This is a genomic window from Nocardioides aromaticivorans (assembly GCF_013408525.1).
GTDB classification, from domain to species: domain Bacteria; phylum Actinomycetota; class Actinomycetes; order Propionibacteriales; family Nocardioidaceae; genus Nocardioides; species Nocardioides aromaticivorans.
This window is the reverse complement of record NZ_JACBZM010000001.1, coordinates 834,317-849,187: the sequence shown is the minus strand read 5'-3', so window position 1 is coordinate 849,187 and position 14,871 is coordinate 834,317. Positions and strand designations below refer to the sequence as shown.

The window sequence follows — 14,871 nt, the reverse complement described above, 5'->3', positions numbered from 1 at the left end:
CGACGAGTAGGTTGTCCCCGTGGTCGATTGGGACTCCCTTCAGCGATCCGCGTCGGAGATCGCCGAGCGCGCCTACGCGCCGTACTCCGGCTACCGGGTCGGTGCCGCCGCGCTGGCCGACGACGGCCGCCTGGTCGTCGGCTGCAACGTCGAGAACGCGGCGTACGGCGTGACGCTGTGCGCCGAGTGCGGGCTCGTCTCGCAGCTGCACGCCACGGGCGGCGGCCGGCTGACCCACTTCGTGTGCGTCAACGGCACCGGCGAGGTGATCATGCCGTGCGGCCGGTGCCGCCAGCTGCTGTGGGAGAACGGCGGCGCCCCGCTGGAGGTGCTGACCCCCGAGGGCGTCCTCACCATGGACCAGGTGCTGCCGCAGGCGTTCGGGCCCGAGAACCTCGGCCTCTGACGGCTGCCGACTAGTGTTCCCGCATGGCTGAATCGCACGACGCCGTCGAGGTCATCCACACCAAGCGTGACCACGGCACCCTGACCACGAGTCAGATCGACTGGATGGTCGACGCCTACACGCGCGGCGTGGTGGCCGACGAGCAGATGTCCGCGATGGCGATGGCCATCCTCCTCAACGGCATGGACCGGCGCGAGATCGCCGACTGGACCGCCGCGATGATCGCCTCCGGCGAGCGGATGGACTTCTCGTCCCTCTCGCGGCCGACGGCGGACAAGCACTCGACCGGCGGCGTCGGCGACAAGATCACCCTGCCGCTGGCGCCCCTCGTCGCGGCGTGCGGCGTCGCCGTGCCCCAGCTGTCCGGGCGCGGGCTGGGCCACACCGGCGGCACCCTCGACAAGCTCGAGTCGATCCCGGGCTGGCGCGCGCTGCTGTCCAACGAGGAGATGCTGGCGCAGCTCGACGACGTCGGCGCGGTCATCTGCGCGGCCGGCGACGGGCTCGCGCCGGCCGACAAGAAGCTCTACGCGCTGCGCGACGTCACCGGCACCGTCGAGGCGATCCCGCTCATCGCGTCGTCGATCATGAGCAAGAAGATCGCCGAGGGCACGGGCGCGCTGGTGCTCGACGTGAAGGTCGGCAGCGGGGCCTTCATGAAGTCGGTCGACCGGGCCCGCGAGCTCGCCGAGGTGATGGTCGGTCTCGGCACCGACGCGGGCGTCAACACCGTCGCCCTGCTCACGGACATGGACACCCCGCTCGGCCTGACCGCGGGCAACGCGATCGAGGTCACCGAGTCGGTCGAGGTGCTCGCCGGTGGCGGGCCGGCCGACGTGGTCGAGCTGACCGTCGCGCTGGCCCGCGAGATGCTCGCCGCGGCCGGACGCGACGACGTCGACCCGGCGGAGAAGCTGGCCGACGGCTCGGCGATGGACGCGTGGCGGGCGATGATCGCCGCGCAGGGTGGCGACCCGGACGCCCCGCTCCCGGTGGCGCGGGAGAGCCACGTGGTGACCGCGCCCGCCGACGGCGTGCTGACCCGCCTCGACGCCCTCTCCGTCGGCATCGCCGCCTGGCGGCTGGGCGCCGGTCGCGAGCGCAAGGAGGACCCGGTGCAGGCCGGTGCCGGAGTCGTCTGGCACGCCCGCCCCGGCGACGAGGTCCGCGCCGGCGCGCCGCTCTTCACCCTGCTGACCGACACCCCCGACCGCTTCGACCGGGCGCTGGCCGCCCTCGAGGGTGGGTACGACGTCGCGCCGGCCGGCACGCCCTTCGAGCCGCGCCCCCTGGTGATCGACCGGATCGGCTGAGCCCGGTGGGCTGGAAGACGGCACTGACCGTCGTCCGCGGTGCCTCGGTCGAGGACCTCGCGAAGGCCGGCTACATGCCCGACGGCGGCACCAGCACCCCCGACGAGGCGATCGCCGAGGGACTGGGCGACCACCTCTCGGTCGTGGTGCACGGCGACGACCTCGTGCTGATCGGACGGGGCACCGACCCCGACCTCGCCGGCACCCTCCACGCGGCCCTCGACGTGGAGGTCGCGCACGCCTTCTTCATGAGCACGGTCGACTACTACACGTGGACGGTCGCGCACGCCGGCGGCCGGCGCTCCTGGTCGTGCGGCGAGGGGGAGGTGGTCGTCGACGAGGGCGACCCGCTGCCGGAGGAGGGCACCCTGCGCGTGCTCGACGAGCGCGGCCTGCGCCGGCTGCTGGAGGCCCGCACCGGCCTCCGCCTCGCCGACCTGGCGACGGGCACGGCACGGTCGCTGGCGTTCAGCTCGCCCGTGCCCGAGCGGAGGAAGCGGCGCTGGTTCGGACGCGGCTGACGGCGCTGCGGTAGGAATGGGTCATGGAACACCCCGTCCTCGACGCCGCCGACATCCAGGCCGCCCCCAAGGTCCTCCTGCACGACCACCTCGACGGGGGCCTGCGGCCCGCGACGATCGTCGACCTCGCGGCGGCCGTGGGACACGAGCTGCCGACGACGGACCCGGACGAGCTGGCGACCTGGTTCGCCGAGGCGGCCGACTCGGGCTCGCTTGAGCGCTACCTCGAGACCTTCGCGCACACCGTCGGCGTCATGCAGACCGCCGACGCGCTGACCCGGGTCGCCCGCGAGTGCGTCGAGGACCTGGCCGCCGACGGCGTGGTCTACGCGGAGATCCGCTACGCGCCGGAGCTGCACGTCGAGGCCGGCCTCGGGCTCGACGAGGTGGTGGCCGCGGTGCAGCAGGGCTTCGAGGAGGGCATGGCCGCCGCAGGTGGCCGGATCACGGTCCGCCACCTGCTCACCGCGATGCGCCAGGCCGCGAGCGGCATGGAGATCGCCGGCCTCGCCATCCAGTGGCGCGACCGCGGTGTCGTCGGCTTCGACATCGCCGGCCCCGAGGCGGGCTACCCGCCCACCCGCTTCATCGACGCCTTCGAGTACCTCCAGCGCGAGAACTCCCACTTCACGATCCACGCCGGCGAGGGCTTCGGCCTGCCGTCCATCTGGGAGGCGGTGCAGTGGTGCGGCGCCGACCGGCTCGGCCACGGCGTGCGGATCGTCGACGACATCGCCGTCGCCGAGGACGGGACGGCGAAGCTGGGCCGCCTGGCGTCGTACGTCCGGGACAAGCGCATCCCGCTCGAGATGTGCCCGTCCTCCAACGTGCAGACCGGGGCGGCGCCGTCGATCGCCGAGCACCCGATCAAGCTGCTCGCCTCGCTGCGCTTCCGGGTCACCGTCAACACCGACAACCGACTGATGAGCGGCACCTCGCTCAGCAAGGAGTTCGGGCTCCTCAACGTCACCTTCGGCTACGGCTGGCGCGAGATGGAGTGGCTGACGGTCAACGCGATGAAGTCCGCGTTCATCCCCTACGACGAGCGCTACCGGCTGATCACCGAGACCATCAAGCCCTGGTACGCCGAGCGGCTGCGCTGAGCCACGGGTCCGAGCCAGCAGCCTCAGACCACGAACCAGAAGTGGCTCCAGCCGCCGATGCCGACCTGGTGGCCCGTCCAGCGGGCCTTCCCGATGGTGAGCACCGCGCCGGCGGCGGGGTCGAAGACCTCGACCGCGTCGTCGACCGCCCGCACGGCCAGCGCGACGTGGCGGGGGAGCCAGCGGCTGCCGACGTAGACGGCGACCGGGCGGGTGGCGAGGCTCTCCCGCAGCACCTCGTAGCCGATCACCGGGCGCGGGCGTGCGTTGACGGTCGCGATCCGCTGGCCGGTCAGGGCACGCAGCGCGTTGGCGACCGCCCACGGCGGCGTACCGAAGCGGCGCGGCCAGGGCAGCTGGAAGCGGTCGCGGGGGCTCCGGCTCGACGTGAGCAGCCGGTGCTCCTCGCGGATGTCGGTCTCGGCGTCGCCGGGGCGCCAGGGCGTCAGCAGCACCCGCGCGGCGACGACCGAGGCGGCGCCGCAGCTGACCTGGTCGGGCTGCTTCAGGGCGTGCGGCGTGAGGTCAGTGGGCCACCGCATGGTCGTCCTCCGTCGAGGGGGAGCCGAGCTCGGCGAAGGCGCGCTCGCCGCTCGCGACCCTGCAGCCGACGGCCACGGCGCGGCGCACGACCTGCCGCTGCTCGCGGGCCAGGGCCAGACCGCGGCGGACGAGCACCAGGGGCGGCTTGCGGTGCTCGCGCAGGTCGCGGGTCAGCCGGCGCCAGAAGGTCACCATCGGGTGCTGCGTGATGCAGTACGCCGCCGCCAGCAGCCCCTGCGCGCGGCACTCCTCGACGATCTCCGCGGCGAAGATGCCCTCCGCGCAGAAGCGGGTGGCGCCGCCGAGGTCGAGGTGCTGGGAGCCCGTGCGGCGGCTCTCCGCGATCGAGTAGACCGGGATGTCGGCCGCTCCGGTGGTGCACAGCGAGCGCAGCGCGGCCAGTGCGTCCTCGTGGTGCCACGTGCCGGGGTGGTCCCAGTCGACGAGCCCGGCGTTCTTGCCCGTGGTGATGGTCGGGAGGCCCGGCTCGTCGCCGTCGCGGTAGAAGTCGTCGAGGCGGAGGGTGGGCCAGCCGTGGGCCCTCTGCAGCCGCTCCGCGAGCCGCGACTTGCCCGAGCCCGACGGACCGGCGAGGACGATCACACGGGCGGTCATGGGGGCCCATTCTGCCGCAGCGCCACGGGCATCGCGGATTCCGCAGCGGCGGGCCGCCGCGCACGGCAGGATCGGCCCATGGGCAACGACACGGAGTCGCAGGAGCCGGAGACCGCTCCGGACGTCAGCGGCTACGAGGTCACCGGCCGGATCGGCGCCGACCCCGCGGGGGTCCTGTTCGAGGGGCACCGCACGGGTGACGACGAGACCGTGGCGCTGCGCCGCCTCGCTGCCGACGAGGCCGAGGTGCTCGAGGGCCGGGTCGAGGCGCTGGTGGGGCTCGCCGATGCCCACCTCGTGGGCGTCCGGGGGCTCGTCGAGGGCTCCGCGGCGTCGTACCTCGTGACGGAGCGGGTGGAGGGCGCCACCCTCGCCGACGTTCTCGACCGTGGCCAGGCGCTCATCGTCGGGCAGGTGCTCGGCGTCGCCCACGGCGTCCTCCAGGGTCTCGCCCACGCGCACGAGCACGGGGTCGTGCACGGGCGGGTCTCGCCGTCGGCCGTGCTGCTCGGCAGCGACGGCCGGGTGCGCCTGACCGACTTCGGGATCGGCCGGCCGGATCCCGCCTACCTGGCCCCCGAGGCCGTGCACCACCCCGGCTCCGCGACGACCCGCGTCGCCGACGTGTACGCCGTCGCGGCGCTCCTCGTGCACCTGCTGACCGGGCAGCCGCTCTCCGAGCAGAAGCGGCACCTCAAGGCGGTCGACGCCACGCTGCGCACGGTCCTGGGCAAGGCGCTGTCGAAGGTGCCCGCCGACCGCCAGTCCGACGCGCACGCCCTCCTCAACGCGCTCGGCCGGGCCGCGAAGCGCGCCTACGGGACGACCTGGTGGACCGAGGCGGGACTGGCCGCGCTCGCGGCACCCTCGGTGCCCCCGGTCGTCGCCCTCGCACCCGCGCCGCCCCCGGCCGAACCGCCCCGCCGGGCCCGCCGTGGTCGGCGCGTGCTCGTGGGGGTGGCCGCGGCCGCGGTGGTCGCGGGTGGGGCTGCCGCGGCGGTCGCGGTGCTGGACGACGAGGCGCCGCCGAGGCCGTCGTACTTCCGGACCGACCAGTTCTGCAACGAGCTCGGGGACGCCGTGGCCGACGTCGCCGGCTCCGACACCCGGTCCAGCTTCGACTCGTCGGGGGCGCAGGGTGCGCCGACGGGCGCGGCCGCCGGCGCACGTGCGTCCGCGTCGTGCTGGTGGGGAGGGGGCGCGTCCGGGACCGTCGTCAGCATCTCGGTCGGCGCGAAGGCCGACCTCGAGGCGTCCGGCGTGACCACGGCCGAGCGACTTCGCGGGCTGCTCGACGGGTCCGGCCAGGACGCGCTGCGACAGGCGGGGGCGACCTGGCAGGCGTCGTACGCGGCGCAGTGCCACGACCTCGAGCCGCACGGGTACGACGCCGCCTTCACCTGCACGGCGCCGCCGGTCGCGATCCCGAGGAAGCCGGTGCACCCCGGCGTCGTCCGGGTCGTGCTGGTGGCCACCACGGCCGACCAGGCGCTGGCCTGCGGCGGCACCCGGGCGCTCGCGACCGCCGACGACGCGGCCGGTGCCGACGGGTTCGCGTCGGACGTCGAGGAGCTGTGCGCCGCCGTGATCGGTGAGGTCCGCCGTGGCGGCTGAGCCGGACCCTCGTCGCGTTGGTAGCGTCCGCGGGTGAGCTGGATCAACCGCCGCCGGGTGAAGATCACCGGACTGTCCCTGCTGGCCCTCGTCGTCGTGCTGGCGGTCGCCTTCTTCAGCTATGCGCCCGGCAAGATCGAGCGGATGCGGAACCGGATCGAGCCCGCCGAGCTCCCCGAGGTCACCGCCGACACCCAGCGGCTGCACGACTCGCTGCAGGTCGTCGACATGCACTCCGACACGCTCATGTGGGACCGCGACCTCCTCGACCGTGGCGACCGCGGGCACATGGACCTGCCGCGGCTCGAGGACGGCAACGTCGCGCTCCAGGTCTTCTCGTCGGTGTCGAAGTCGCCGAAGGGGCAGAACTACGACAGCAACCCCACCGACGCCGGCGACAACATCACCCTGCTGGCCATCGCGCAGCTCCAGCCCTTCCGCACCTGGGGCTCGCTGCTGGAGCGCTCGCTCTACCACGCCGAGAAGCTGCGCAACGCCGCCGACGACTCCGACGGTGCGCTGCGCCTGATCCGCTCCCGGGCCGACCTCGACCGGCTGATCGCGGACCGCGTCGACGGCGAGCAGGTCACCGGAGCGCTCTTCTCCGTGGAGGGCCTGCACAACCTCGAGGGCGACATCGACAACCTCGACAAGCTCTACGACGCAGGCATGCGGATGGCCGGCTTCACCCACTTCTTCGACAACGAGGTCGCCGGGTCCATGCACGGTGAGGACAAGGGCGGGCTGACCGACCTCGGCCGCGAGGTGTTCGCCGAGATGGAGGAGCGCGGCATCGTCGTCGACATCGCGCACGCCAGCCACGACGCCGTCGCCGAGATGCTCGACCTGGCCACGAAGCCGGTGGTGCTGTCCCACGGCGGCGTACAGGCCACCTGCGACGTCAACCGCAACCTCACCGACGAGGAGGTCCGTGGCGTCGCCGCGACCGGCGGGGTGGTCGGCGTCGGCTACTGGGACGCCGCCGTCTGCGACCTGACCGTCGACGCGGTCGTGGACGCCATCGACCACGTCGTCGAGATCGCCGGCGTCGAGACCGCCGCGCTCGGCAGCGACTACGACGGCGCGACCACCGTCGGCTGGGACACCACCCACCTCGCCGCCATCACCCAGGAGCTCGTCGACCGCGGGTACGACGACACGGAGATCGCCGCGATCATGGGTGGCAACACGCTGCGGGTGCTGCGGGCGGTGCTGCCCGCGGAGTGACCTCGGTGGTCGAGGAGGTCGCGCAGCGACCGTCACGAGACCCCTGGCTCCGGTGCACCTGCTGTGCCCCGCCCGCCGGTGGTCGAGGAGGTCGCGCAGCGACCGTCTCGAGACCTCTGGCTCCGGTGCACGTGCTGTGGCTTTCGGTTTCCCTGTGGTCGGGTCTTCAAGCGCAGCGACGAGCGGCGTGGGTGCGGGGCTGGGTCGCGCGGTCGGGTGCGGTCCGGCAGCCTCGTGATCACTCGTTGCGCCACTTGTTCTGCACATGCCCCGGATGGAGTTTCCCCTGTCCACAGGCGGTTTTCCGTCGCTTCGTTGTGTCGGAGGTCGATGGGAGAATCCAGTCATGGATCTCGGAACCAGCGGCACCGCGACGGCGGTCTCGACAGCGTCGTTGCTGTCGTGGATCGCTGACGACGCCGAGGTCCGTGACCACCTCCTGATCCGGGAGTGGATGAACATCGTCGCCTGGGCTGAGGCCAACATCGTCGACAGTCCCGAGGGTGCCGCGACGTTGACCGAGGGCTACCTCGACACCGGTGTCCCGATCGCCGGCCCGGGTGCCCCGCTCGTGTCGGAGTTCCAGCTGATGGAGCTGATCGCGGTGCTCGGCCGCTCACCTGACGGTGGCCGGTCGTATGTCGGGCAGGTCATCGAGTGCGCCTGGCGCCTCCCGCTTCTCTACGCCGCCGTCCTCGAGGGCCGGGTCACGCCGTGGCGGGCTCAGAGGATCGCCGACCTCACCCGCTCCCTTCCCGAGCAGGCGGCGGAGTTCGTGGACCGGCACCTCAACGCCGCCGTCGGCGGGGTCGGCTGGGCGCAGCTCGAACGTCTTGTGACCGAGGCGATCCTGCGGTTCGACCCCGAACGCGCCGAGGCCGAGCGGCAGGCCGCGAACGAGCACCGTCACTGCAACATCACCGACACCGATGAGCGCGGCGGCGTGCACCTCGACGCGTACCTCGACGCGGCCGACGGCCACGACTTCAACCAGGCCATCTCCCGGGAAGCAGCACTACGGGGCCAGCTCGGCGACACCGACTCGTTGGACGTGCGGCGTGGGAAGGCCGTGGGTGCGATCGCCCGCCGCGACCTGGCCCTTGATCTGTTGATCGCCGACGAGACCACCGGCGAGGTCATCGCCCAAGCCCCCGGACGGCGGGTGGAGCTGAATGTCCACATCACCGACACCGCCTTCACCGGCGACAACAACGTCGGGCGGTGTGAGGAGACCAGGTCACCCGTCCAGGTGACGCAGGTGAAGGAGTGGCTGCAGGTCCCCGGCACGACCGTGATCGTGCGACCGGTCATCAACCTGGCCGACTGCGTTCCGGTCGACTCCTACGAGGTCCCCGACCGCCACCAGCGACGCGTCCGGCTCCGCGACCACACCTGCCGGTTCCCCAACTGCCCCCACCAGGCAGTCCGCTGCGACCTCGACCACGCCAAGCCCCACGCAGATGGCGGCAAGACCTGTCCGTGCAACCTCGTCCCGCTCTGCCGACGGCATCACCGTGCGAAGACCCACTCCGCCTGGCGCTACCAGGTCACCAGCCCCGGCCACTACCTGTGGACCAGCCCCCACGGCCACCACTTCCACGTCGGCCCCGCCGGCACAACACCACTCGACGGCTACTGACCATCGAGCCCCACACCCCGCCAGACCCGGCGGGGCCTGTGGCATGTCCGGGTGTCAGTGCGCTCGGGCTGCGCGCGCGATGGCGCTCCGCTCCTTGCGGATGGCGCGGCGTTCGAGGAAGGCGTGCACCGCCAGGAAGGCGAGCGCCGGGCCCGGTCCGCCGACGGTCACGAAGAGCAGCGCCACGACGTCCCAGCCGTTGATCCTCCGCTCGCGGACTTCCCGGACGATGGCCACGACCGCCAGGAGCTGGACGGCCAGACAGGCCGACCAGAGCGCCCATCCCAGTCCGGTCTCGGGGCGCAGGGACCAGAAGCCCATGCCTCAGACGCCGATCGGGTGCCAGACGGTCTTCGTCTCGACGAAGGCCGTCATCGCGCCGAGGCCGGGGTCGGCCGACCAGTCCGGCTCGGCGTCGGGCGCGCGTCGTACCCGCTTGAGGTTGTCGGCGGCTGCGACCTCGAGGGAGGTCGCGAGCTCGGCCGAGCCCGCGACGCCGGCGAGGTCGATGGCGTTGACGTCCATGTGCGCGGCGAGCCACGGCCCGAGGGTCGCGGCGTCGCCGGTCAGGATGTTGACGACACCACCGGGGACGTCGGAGGTCGCGAGCACCTCGGAGAAGGTGACCGCCGGCAGCGGACGCGTGTACGACGACACGACGACCGCGACGTTGCCGGTGACGATCACGGGGGCGACCACGGACACCAGCCCGAGCAGCGAGGAGCCCTGCGGGGCGAGGACGCCCACGACGCCGGTGGGCTCGGGGGCGGAGTGGTTGAAGAACGGACCCGCGACCGGGTTGGCGTTGCCGACGACCTGGGCGAGCTTGTCGGCCCAGCCGGCGTACCAGACGAGGCGGTCGACGGCGGCGTCCACCTGCGCGCGGGCGGCGGCGGCCGTACCGCCCTCGGACTGCCGCACGGCCTCCTCGAACTGCGGGCGGCGGTCCTCCATGACCTCGGCGATCCGGTAGAGGATCTGCCCGCGGTTGTAGGCCGTGCGGCCCGACCACGACCCGAAGGCCTTGCGGGCGGCGACGACGGCGTCGCGGACGTCCTTGCGGGAGGCGAGGGCGGCGTTGGCCACGAACTTCCCCTTGCTGTCGGTCACCTCGTAGGAGTGGCCCGACTCGGAGCGCGGGAACGCGCCGCCGATGTAGAGCTTGTAGGTCTTGCGCACGTCGATGCGGGCCATCAGAGGTCGGCTCCCTTGAGGTAGGCGGCGAGACCTTGGCGTCCGCCCTCGCGGCCGTAGCCGGACTCCTTGTAGCCGCCGAAGGGGCTGGCCGGGTCGAACTTGTTGAACGTGTTGGCCCACACCACGCCGGCCCGCAGCTGCGAGGCCATGTGCAGGATGCGCGAGCCCTTCTCGGTCCACACGCCGGCGGAGAGGCCGTAGGGCGTGTTGTTGGCCTTCTCGATCGCCTCGGCAGGCGTGCGGAAGGTGAGCACCGACAGGACCGGTCCGAAGACCTCCTCGCGGGCGATCCGGTGGGCCTGGGTGACGCCGGTGAAGATCGTCGGCGGGAACCAGAAGCCCGACGACGGCAGGTCGCAGGCGGGCGACCAGCGCTCGGCACCCTCGGACTCGCCGATCTCGGAGAGCTCCCGGATCCGGGCCAGCTGCTCGGCCGAGTTGATCGCGCCGATGTCGGTGTTCTTGTCCAGGGGGTCGCCGACGCGCAGCGTGCCCATCCGGCGCTTGAGCTTCGCGAGCACCTCGTCGGCGACCGACTCCTGCACCAGGAGGCGGGAGCCGGCGCAGCAGACGTGGCCCTGGTTGAAGAAGATGCCGCCCACGATGCCCTCGACCGCCTGGTCGATGGGGGCGTCGTCGAAGACGATGTTGGCGGCCTTGCCGCCGAGCTCGAGGGTGGCCTTCTTGTCGGTGCCGGCGATCGCGCGGGCGATCGCCTTGCCGACGGCGGTGGAGCCGGTGAAGGCGACCTTGTCGACGTCGGGGTGCGCGACGACGGCCTGGCCGGTCGCCCCGGCGCCGGTCACGATGTTGACGACGCCCGGCGGGAGGTCGGCCTGCTGGCAGATCTCGGCGAAGAGCAGAGCGGTCAGGGGAGTGGTCTCGGCCGGCTTGAGGACGACCGTGTTGCCGCACGCCAGGGCGGGCGCGACCTTCCATGCCAGCATCAGCAGCGGGAAGTTCCACGGGATGACCTGCCCGGCGACGCCCAGCGGCTGGGGGGCGGGGCCGAGACCGGCGTACTCGAGCTTGTCCGCCCACCCGGCGTAGTAGAAGAAGTGCGCGGCGACGATCGGGACGTCGACGTCGCGGCTCTCCTTGATCGGCTTGCCGTTGTCGATGGACTCCAGGACGGCGAGCTCACGGCCGCGCTCCTGGATGATCCGGGCGATCCGGAAGAGGTACTTCGCCCGCTCCTTGCCGGAGAGCCGCGACCAGCCCCGGAAGGCCCGTCGGGCAGCGCGGACGGCGAGGTCGACGTCGGCGTCGGACGCCTCGGCGATCTCGGCGAGCGTCTCTTCGGTGGCCGGGTTGATCGTCTTGAACGACGAGCCCCGCCCGTCGACGAACTCCCCGTCGATGAACAGGCCGTAGGACGGCTTGATGTCGACGATGCTCCGCGACTCCGGAGCCGGTGCGTACTCGAACGCCATTGTCTGAGTCCCTCAGTCCAGGGTGAAGTAGTCGGGGCCGCTGTAGCGGCCGGTGGTCATCTTCGTGCGCTGCATCAGCAGGTCGTTGAGCAGCGTCGAGGCGCCGAAGCGGAACCAGTCCGGGTCGAGCCAGTCGTCGCCGGCGATCTCGTTGACCATGACGAGGTACTTGATCGCGTCCTTGGCGGTGCGGATGCCGCCGGCCGGCTTCACGCCGATCTGGACGCCGGTGGCCTCGCGGAAGTCGCGGACGGCTTCGAGCATCACCAGCGTGACCGGCAGGGTCGCGGCCGGCTGCACCTTGCCGGTGGAGGTCTTGATGAAGTCGGTGCCGGCGAGCATCGCCAGCCACGAGGCGCGGCGGACGTTGTCGTAGGTCTGCAGCTCACCGGTCTCGAAGATCACCTTGAGGTGGGCGTGCGTGCCGTCGGGACGCACGCAGGCCTCCCGGGTGGCGACGATCTCCTCGAAGACCTGCAGGTAGCGCCCGGCGAGGAAGGCCCCGCGGTCGATCACCATGTCGATCTCGTCGGCACCGTTGGCGACGGCGTCGCGGGTGTCGGCGAGCTTGACGTCCATCGACGCGCGGCCGCTCGGGAACGCGGTGGCGACGGCCGCGACGTTGACCTGGTCGCCGACGATCGCCTTCACCTCGCCGACCAGGTCGCCGTAGACGCAGACGGCGGCGACCGACGGGCAGGTCGGGTCGGCGGGGTCGGGCCGCAGCGCCTTGTTGGCGAGCGCGCGGACCTTGCCGGGGGTGTCCTGACCCTCGAGCGTGGTGAGGTCGACCATCCGGATCGCGAGGTCGAGCGCCCACGCCTTGGCGGTGGTCTTGATCGAGCGGGTCCCGAGCCCGGCGGCGCGGGCCTCCGCGCCGACCTGGTCGACACCGGGCAGGCCGTGGAGGAACCGGCGCAGCGAGGCGTCGCTGGCCGTCACTTCGGAGTACGCCGCGAGTCCCGGAACGGGATCGGTGGGGGCGGAGGTCGGCATTGGCCCAGCATAGAGTTCGCAGGGTGCAGAGCGAAGGTGGCGAGAAGGCCGAGCGGTACAGCTCGGGCGGGCTGGTCTCGGGTGTGGTCGGGCTGGTCGCGGTGGCGGCGATGCTGGGCTACGGACTGGTGTCGGACCGCGACGGCTTCGCGCCCTGGGCCTATCCCGCGCTCCTTTTCGCGGGCGTGCTGGTCTGGGCGGTCCTGCTGCGGCCGGCGGTCCTCCTGCACCGCGACGAGGTGGAGCTGCGCAACGTGCTGCACAGCCGGTTCATCCCCTTCGCCCGCATCACCTCGGTGCAGATCAACCAGATGACCGTCGTCGTGGTCGACGAGGACCGGTTCGTCGGCAGCGGCTTCGGGCGCAGCCGGCTCACCATCAACCGCGACGCGAAGGCCGGCCCGGGCGCGCGGCCCGAGGAGCACTCGGTCGGCTGGCTGGTCGAGGAGAAGGTACGGCGGCGGATGAAGCCGCACGACGCGTTCACCGAACGCGGTGAGGTGCGCCGGGTCTGGGCGCTGCCCGAGATCGTGGCGCTGGCCGTGCTCGGGGTCGCGACCCTCGTCGCCCTGCTCGTCGGCTGACCGTCAGATCCCCGCTGCGGCCGCGATGTCCGCGCGCAGCGCGGCGAGCTTGGCCGTGGCGACCTCGCGGGCACCGTCGACGCCGTCGACGACCGGGACGACGACCTCCAGATAGCACTTGAGCTTCGGCTCCGTGCCGCTCGGTCGGACGACGACCCGGCTGCCGTCGGCGGTGCGGTAGCGCAGGCCGTCGGTCGGCGGGAGGTCGGCGGAGCCCCGGGTGAGGTCGTCGGCGGCGGTGACCTCGGAGCCGCCGAGCACGGCCGGCGGCTGCGTGCGCAGCCGCTCCATCGCGGCCGCGATCAGCGACAGGTCGGTGACCCGCACCGACAGCTGGTCCGTGGCGTGCAGCCCGTGCGCGACCGCGATGTCGTCGAGCAGGTCGGTGAGCGAGCGGCCGGCGGCCTTCGCCTCGGCGGCGATCTCGCAGAGCATCAGCGCCGCCGAGACCCCGTCCTTGTCGGCGACATGGGTCGGGTCGACGCAGTAGCCCAGCGCCTCCTCGTAGCCGAAGACCAGGTCGGGCAGGCGGCCGATCCACTTGAAGCCGGTGAGGGTCTCGGCGTAGCGCTGGCCCGCGGCCCTCGCCATCGTGCCGAGCAGGGACGACGACACGATCGAGGTGGCGTAGACCCCGGCGCGGCCGGCCTTGAGCAGGTGGTCGGCCAGCAGCGCGCCGACCTCGTCGCCGCGCAGCATCCGCCACCCACCGTCGGCGCCGGCATCGGGCACGGCCAGCGCGCACCGGTCGGCGTCGGGGTCGTTGGCGACCACCAGGTCGGCGCCGGTGCGCTGGGCCAGGGCGACCGCGCGGTCGATGGCGCCGGGCTCCTCCGGGTTGGGGAAGGCGACCGTCGGGAAGTCGGGGTCCGGCTGCTCCTGCTCGGCGACGATCGTCGGGGCGGAGAAGCCGGCGGTCTCCAGCACCGCCGGCAGGGCGCCGCCGCCCACGCCGTGGAGCGGGGTGTAGACGATCGCGAGGTCGCGCGGGCCGTCGCCGGCGATCGCGGCGACCGTGTCGAGGTAGGCGTCGACGATGCCCTCATCGAGCACCCGACCGCCGGTCGTGTCGAGCGGCACCCGCCGCACGGAGGCGAGGTTGCCGACGGCGGCGATCCGCTCGGCGATGCCGCTGTCGGCGGGCGGCACGATCTGGCTGCCGTCGCCGAGGTAGACCTTGTAGCCGTTGTCCTGCGGCGGGTTGTGGCTGGCGGTGACCATCACGCCGGCGGCGCACCCGAGCTCGCGGATGGCGAAGGCCAGCAGCGGGGTGGGGAGCGGCCGCGGCAGGAGCAGCGGCTTGAGCCCGGCGCCCGCCATGACCTCGGCCGTGTCACGCGCGAAGACGTCGGAGTTGTGGCGGGCGTCGTACCCGATGACGACGGGGGTGCCCGGGTCCGTCCCCTCCTGCAGGAGGTACGACGCCAGGCCGGCCGCGGCGCGGATGACGACGACGCGGTTCATCCGGTTCGGCCCCGCACCGAGCGCGCCACGCAGGCCCGCGGTGCCGAACTCGAGCGTGCCCCGGAACCGGTCGGCGAGGTCGTCGCGCGCATCCGCGTCCCCGGCCTGGACGGCGGCGACCACACGGGTCATCTCGTCGCGGGTGTGCTCGTCGGGGTCCTCGGCGAGCCAGGCCTGGGCCCGGGTGATCAGGACGTCGGTGTCGGGCGTGGTCAC

General features: G+C 72.8%; 15 protein-coding genes. 8 read left to right on the top strand and 7 right to left on the bottom strand.

Features of this window, described 5'->3' with window-relative positions; genetic code table 11:
- Positions 1 to 19 precede the first annotated feature (19 nt).
- From BJ993_RS03995 to BJ993_RS03980, 4 genes are read left to right on the top strand one after another with little or no spacing between them, the layout of a single operon-like run.
- Positions 20 to 406 carry a cytidine deaminase gene (locus BJ993_RS03995; RefSeq protein WP_036541793.1) on the top strand — a complete coding sequence of 129 codons (387 nt, stop codon included), beginning with the start codon at positions 20 to 22 and terminating at the stop codon, positions 404 to 406.
- Between the two features lie 23 nt (positions 407 to 429).
- Entirely contained in the window at positions 430 to 1,719 is a 1,290-nt protein-coding gene (locus BJ993_RS03990) for a thymidine phosphorylase (protein WP_179647820.1), read from the top strand.
- A 5-nt stretch (positions 1,720 to 1,724) separates the two neighbouring features.
- Entirely contained in the window at positions 1,725 to 2,240 is a 516-nt protein-coding gene (locus BJ993_RS03985; protein ID WP_179647819.1) for a hypothetical protein, read from the top strand.
- Between the two features lie 23 nt (positions 2,241 to 2,263).
- Positions 2,264 to 3,343 carry an adenosine deaminase gene (locus BJ993_RS03980; protein ID WP_179647818.1) on the top strand — a complete coding sequence of 360 codons (1,080 nt, stop codon included), beginning with the start codon at positions 2,264 to 2,266 and terminating at the stop codon, positions 3,341 to 3,343.
- 23 nt (positions 3,344 to 3,366) lie between these two features.
- Here the strand turns inward: BJ993_RS03980 and BJ993_RS03975 are convergent, their stop codons facing one another.
- Together BJ993_RS03975 and BJ993_RS03970 are read right to left on the bottom strand one after the other, a co-directional pair.
- Positions 3,367 to 3,885 carry a hypothetical protein gene (locus BJ993_RS03975; RefSeq protein ID WP_179647817.1) on the bottom strand — a complete coding sequence of 173 codons (519 nt, stop codon included), beginning with the start codon at positions 3,883 to 3,885 and terminating at the stop codon, positions 3,367 to 3,369.
- Positions 3,869 to 4,501 carry an AAA family ATPase gene (locus BJ993_RS03970; RefSeq protein ID WP_179647816.1) on the bottom strand — a complete coding sequence of 211 codons (633 nt, stop codon included), beginning with the start codon at positions 4,499 to 4,501 and terminating at the stop codon, positions 3,869 to 3,871. Before BJ993_RS03970 ends, BJ993_RS03975 begins: the two co-directional genes overlap by 17 nt.
- Positions 4,502 to 4,579: 78 nt before the next feature.
- Between BJ993_RS03970 and BJ993_RS03965 the strand changes: the two genes are divergently transcribed.
- The 3 genes from BJ993_RS03965 to BJ993_RS03955 all read left to right on the top strand — a co-directional run bounded on the left by BJ993_RS03965 (position 4,580) and on the right by BJ993_RS03955 (position 8,981).
- Positions 4,580 to 6,115: a protein kinase domain-containing protein gene (locus BJ993_RS03965; protein WP_179647815.1), complete on the top strand. Its 1,536-nt coding sequence runs from the start codon at positions 4,580 to 4,582 to the stop codon at positions 6,113 to 6,115.
- Positions 6,116 to 6,148: 33 nt separating this feature from the next.
- On the top strand, positions 6,149 to 7,342 hold the full coding sequence (locus tag BJ993_RS03960; RefSeq protein WP_308645466.1) for a dipeptidase: 1,194 nt from the start codon (positions 6,149 to 6,151) through the stop codon (positions 7,340 to 7,342).
- Positions 7,343 to 7,688: 346 nt separating this feature from the next.
- The gene (locus BJ993_RS03955; protein ID WP_179647814.1) at positions 7,689 to 8,981 is read left to right on the top strand and encodes an HNH endonuclease signature motif containing protein; all 1,293 of its coding nucleotides are present in this window, start codon (positions 7,689 to 7,691) and stop codon (positions 8,979 to 8,981) included.
- 54 nt (positions 8,982 to 9,035) lie between these two features.
- Here BJ993_RS03955 and BJ993_RS03950 read toward each other — a convergent pair whose 3' ends face one another.
- From BJ993_RS03950 to deoC, 4 genes are read right to left on the bottom strand one after another with little or no spacing between them, the layout of a single operon-like run.
- A complete protein-coding gene (locus BJ993_RS03950; RefSeq protein ID WP_179647813.1) occupies positions 9,036 to 9,302 on the bottom strand; it encodes a hypothetical protein in 267 nt (88 codons plus the stop codon).
- A 3-nt stretch (positions 9,303 to 9,305) separates the two neighbouring features.
- Positions 9,306 to 10,175: an aldehyde dehydrogenase family protein gene (locus BJ993_RS03945; protein WP_179647812.1), complete on the bottom strand. Its 870-nt coding sequence runs from the start codon at positions 10,173 to 10,175 to the stop codon at positions 9,306 to 9,308.
- Positions 10,175 to 11,611 carry an aldehyde dehydrogenase family protein gene (locus tag BJ993_RS03940; protein WP_179647811.1) on the bottom strand — a complete coding sequence of 479 codons (1,437 nt, stop codon included), beginning with the start codon at positions 11,609 to 11,611 and terminating at the stop codon, positions 10,175 to 10,177. The genes BJ993_RS03945 and BJ993_RS03940 overlap by 1 nt, the downstream gene beginning before the upstream one ends.
- A gap of 12 nt (positions 11,612 to 11,623) precedes the next feature.
- Positions 11,624 to 12,607, bottom strand: a complete 984-nt coding sequence (deoC, locus tag BJ993_RS03935) for a deoxyribose-phosphate aldolase (protein ID WP_051931603.1) — start codon at positions 12,605 to 12,607, stop codon at positions 11,624 to 11,626.
- 23 nt (positions 12,608 to 12,630) lie between these two features.
- Between deoC and BJ993_RS03930 the strand changes: the two genes are divergently transcribed.
- A complete protein-coding gene (locus BJ993_RS03930) occupies positions 12,631 to 13,191 on the top strand; it encodes a hypothetical protein (RefSeq protein ID WP_179647810.1) in 561 nt (186 codons plus the stop codon).
- Between the two features lie 3 nt (positions 13,192 to 13,194).
- Here the strand turns inward: BJ993_RS03930 and BJ993_RS03925 are convergent, their stop codons facing one another.
- Entirely contained in the window at positions 13,195 to 14,871 is a 1,677-nt protein-coding gene (locus BJ993_RS03925) for a phospho-sugar mutase (protein WP_308645465.1), read from the bottom strand.

Bases quoted from the DNA above. Each gene is read 5' to 3' on its own strand.
- BJ993_RS03990 (WP_179647820.1), top strand. From the start codon at position 430: ATGGCTGAATCGCACGACGCCGTCGAGGTCATCCACACCAAGCGTGAC.
- BJ993_RS03980 (WP_179647818.1), top strand. From the start codon at position 2,264: ATGGAACACCCCGTCCTCGACGCCGCCGACATCCAGGCCGCCCCCAAG.
- BJ993_RS03975 (WP_179647817.1), bottom strand. From the start codon at position 3,885: ATGCGGTGGCCCACTGACCTCACGCCGCACGCCCTGAAGCAGCCCGAC.
- BJ993_RS03970 (WP_179647816.1), bottom strand. From the start codon at position 4,501: ATGACCGCCCGTGTGATCGTCCTCGCCGGTCCGTCGGGCTCGGGCAAG.
- BJ993_RS03965 (WP_179647815.1), top strand. From the start codon at position 4,580: ATGGGCAACGACACGGAGTCGCAGGAGCCGGAGACCGCTCCGGACGTC.
- BJ993_RS03955 (WP_179647814.1), top strand. From the start codon at position 7,689: ATGGATCTCGGAACCAGCGGCACCGCGACGGCGGTCTCGACAGCGTCG.
- BJ993_RS03950 (WP_179647813.1), bottom strand. From the start codon at position 9,302: ATGGGCTTCTGGTCCCTGCGCCCCGAGACCGGACTGGGATGGGCGCTC.
- BJ993_RS03945 (WP_179647812.1), bottom strand. From the start codon at position 10,175: ATGGCCCGCATCGACGTGCGCAAGACCTACAAGCTCTACATCGGCGGC.
- BJ993_RS03940 (WP_179647811.1), bottom strand. From the start codon at position 11,611: ATGGCGTTCGAGTACGCACCGGCTCCGGAGTCGCGGAGCATCGTCGAC.
- deoC (WP_051931603.1), bottom strand. From the start codon at position 12,607: ATGCCGACCTCCGCCCCCACCGATCCCGTTCCGGGACTCGCGGCGTAC.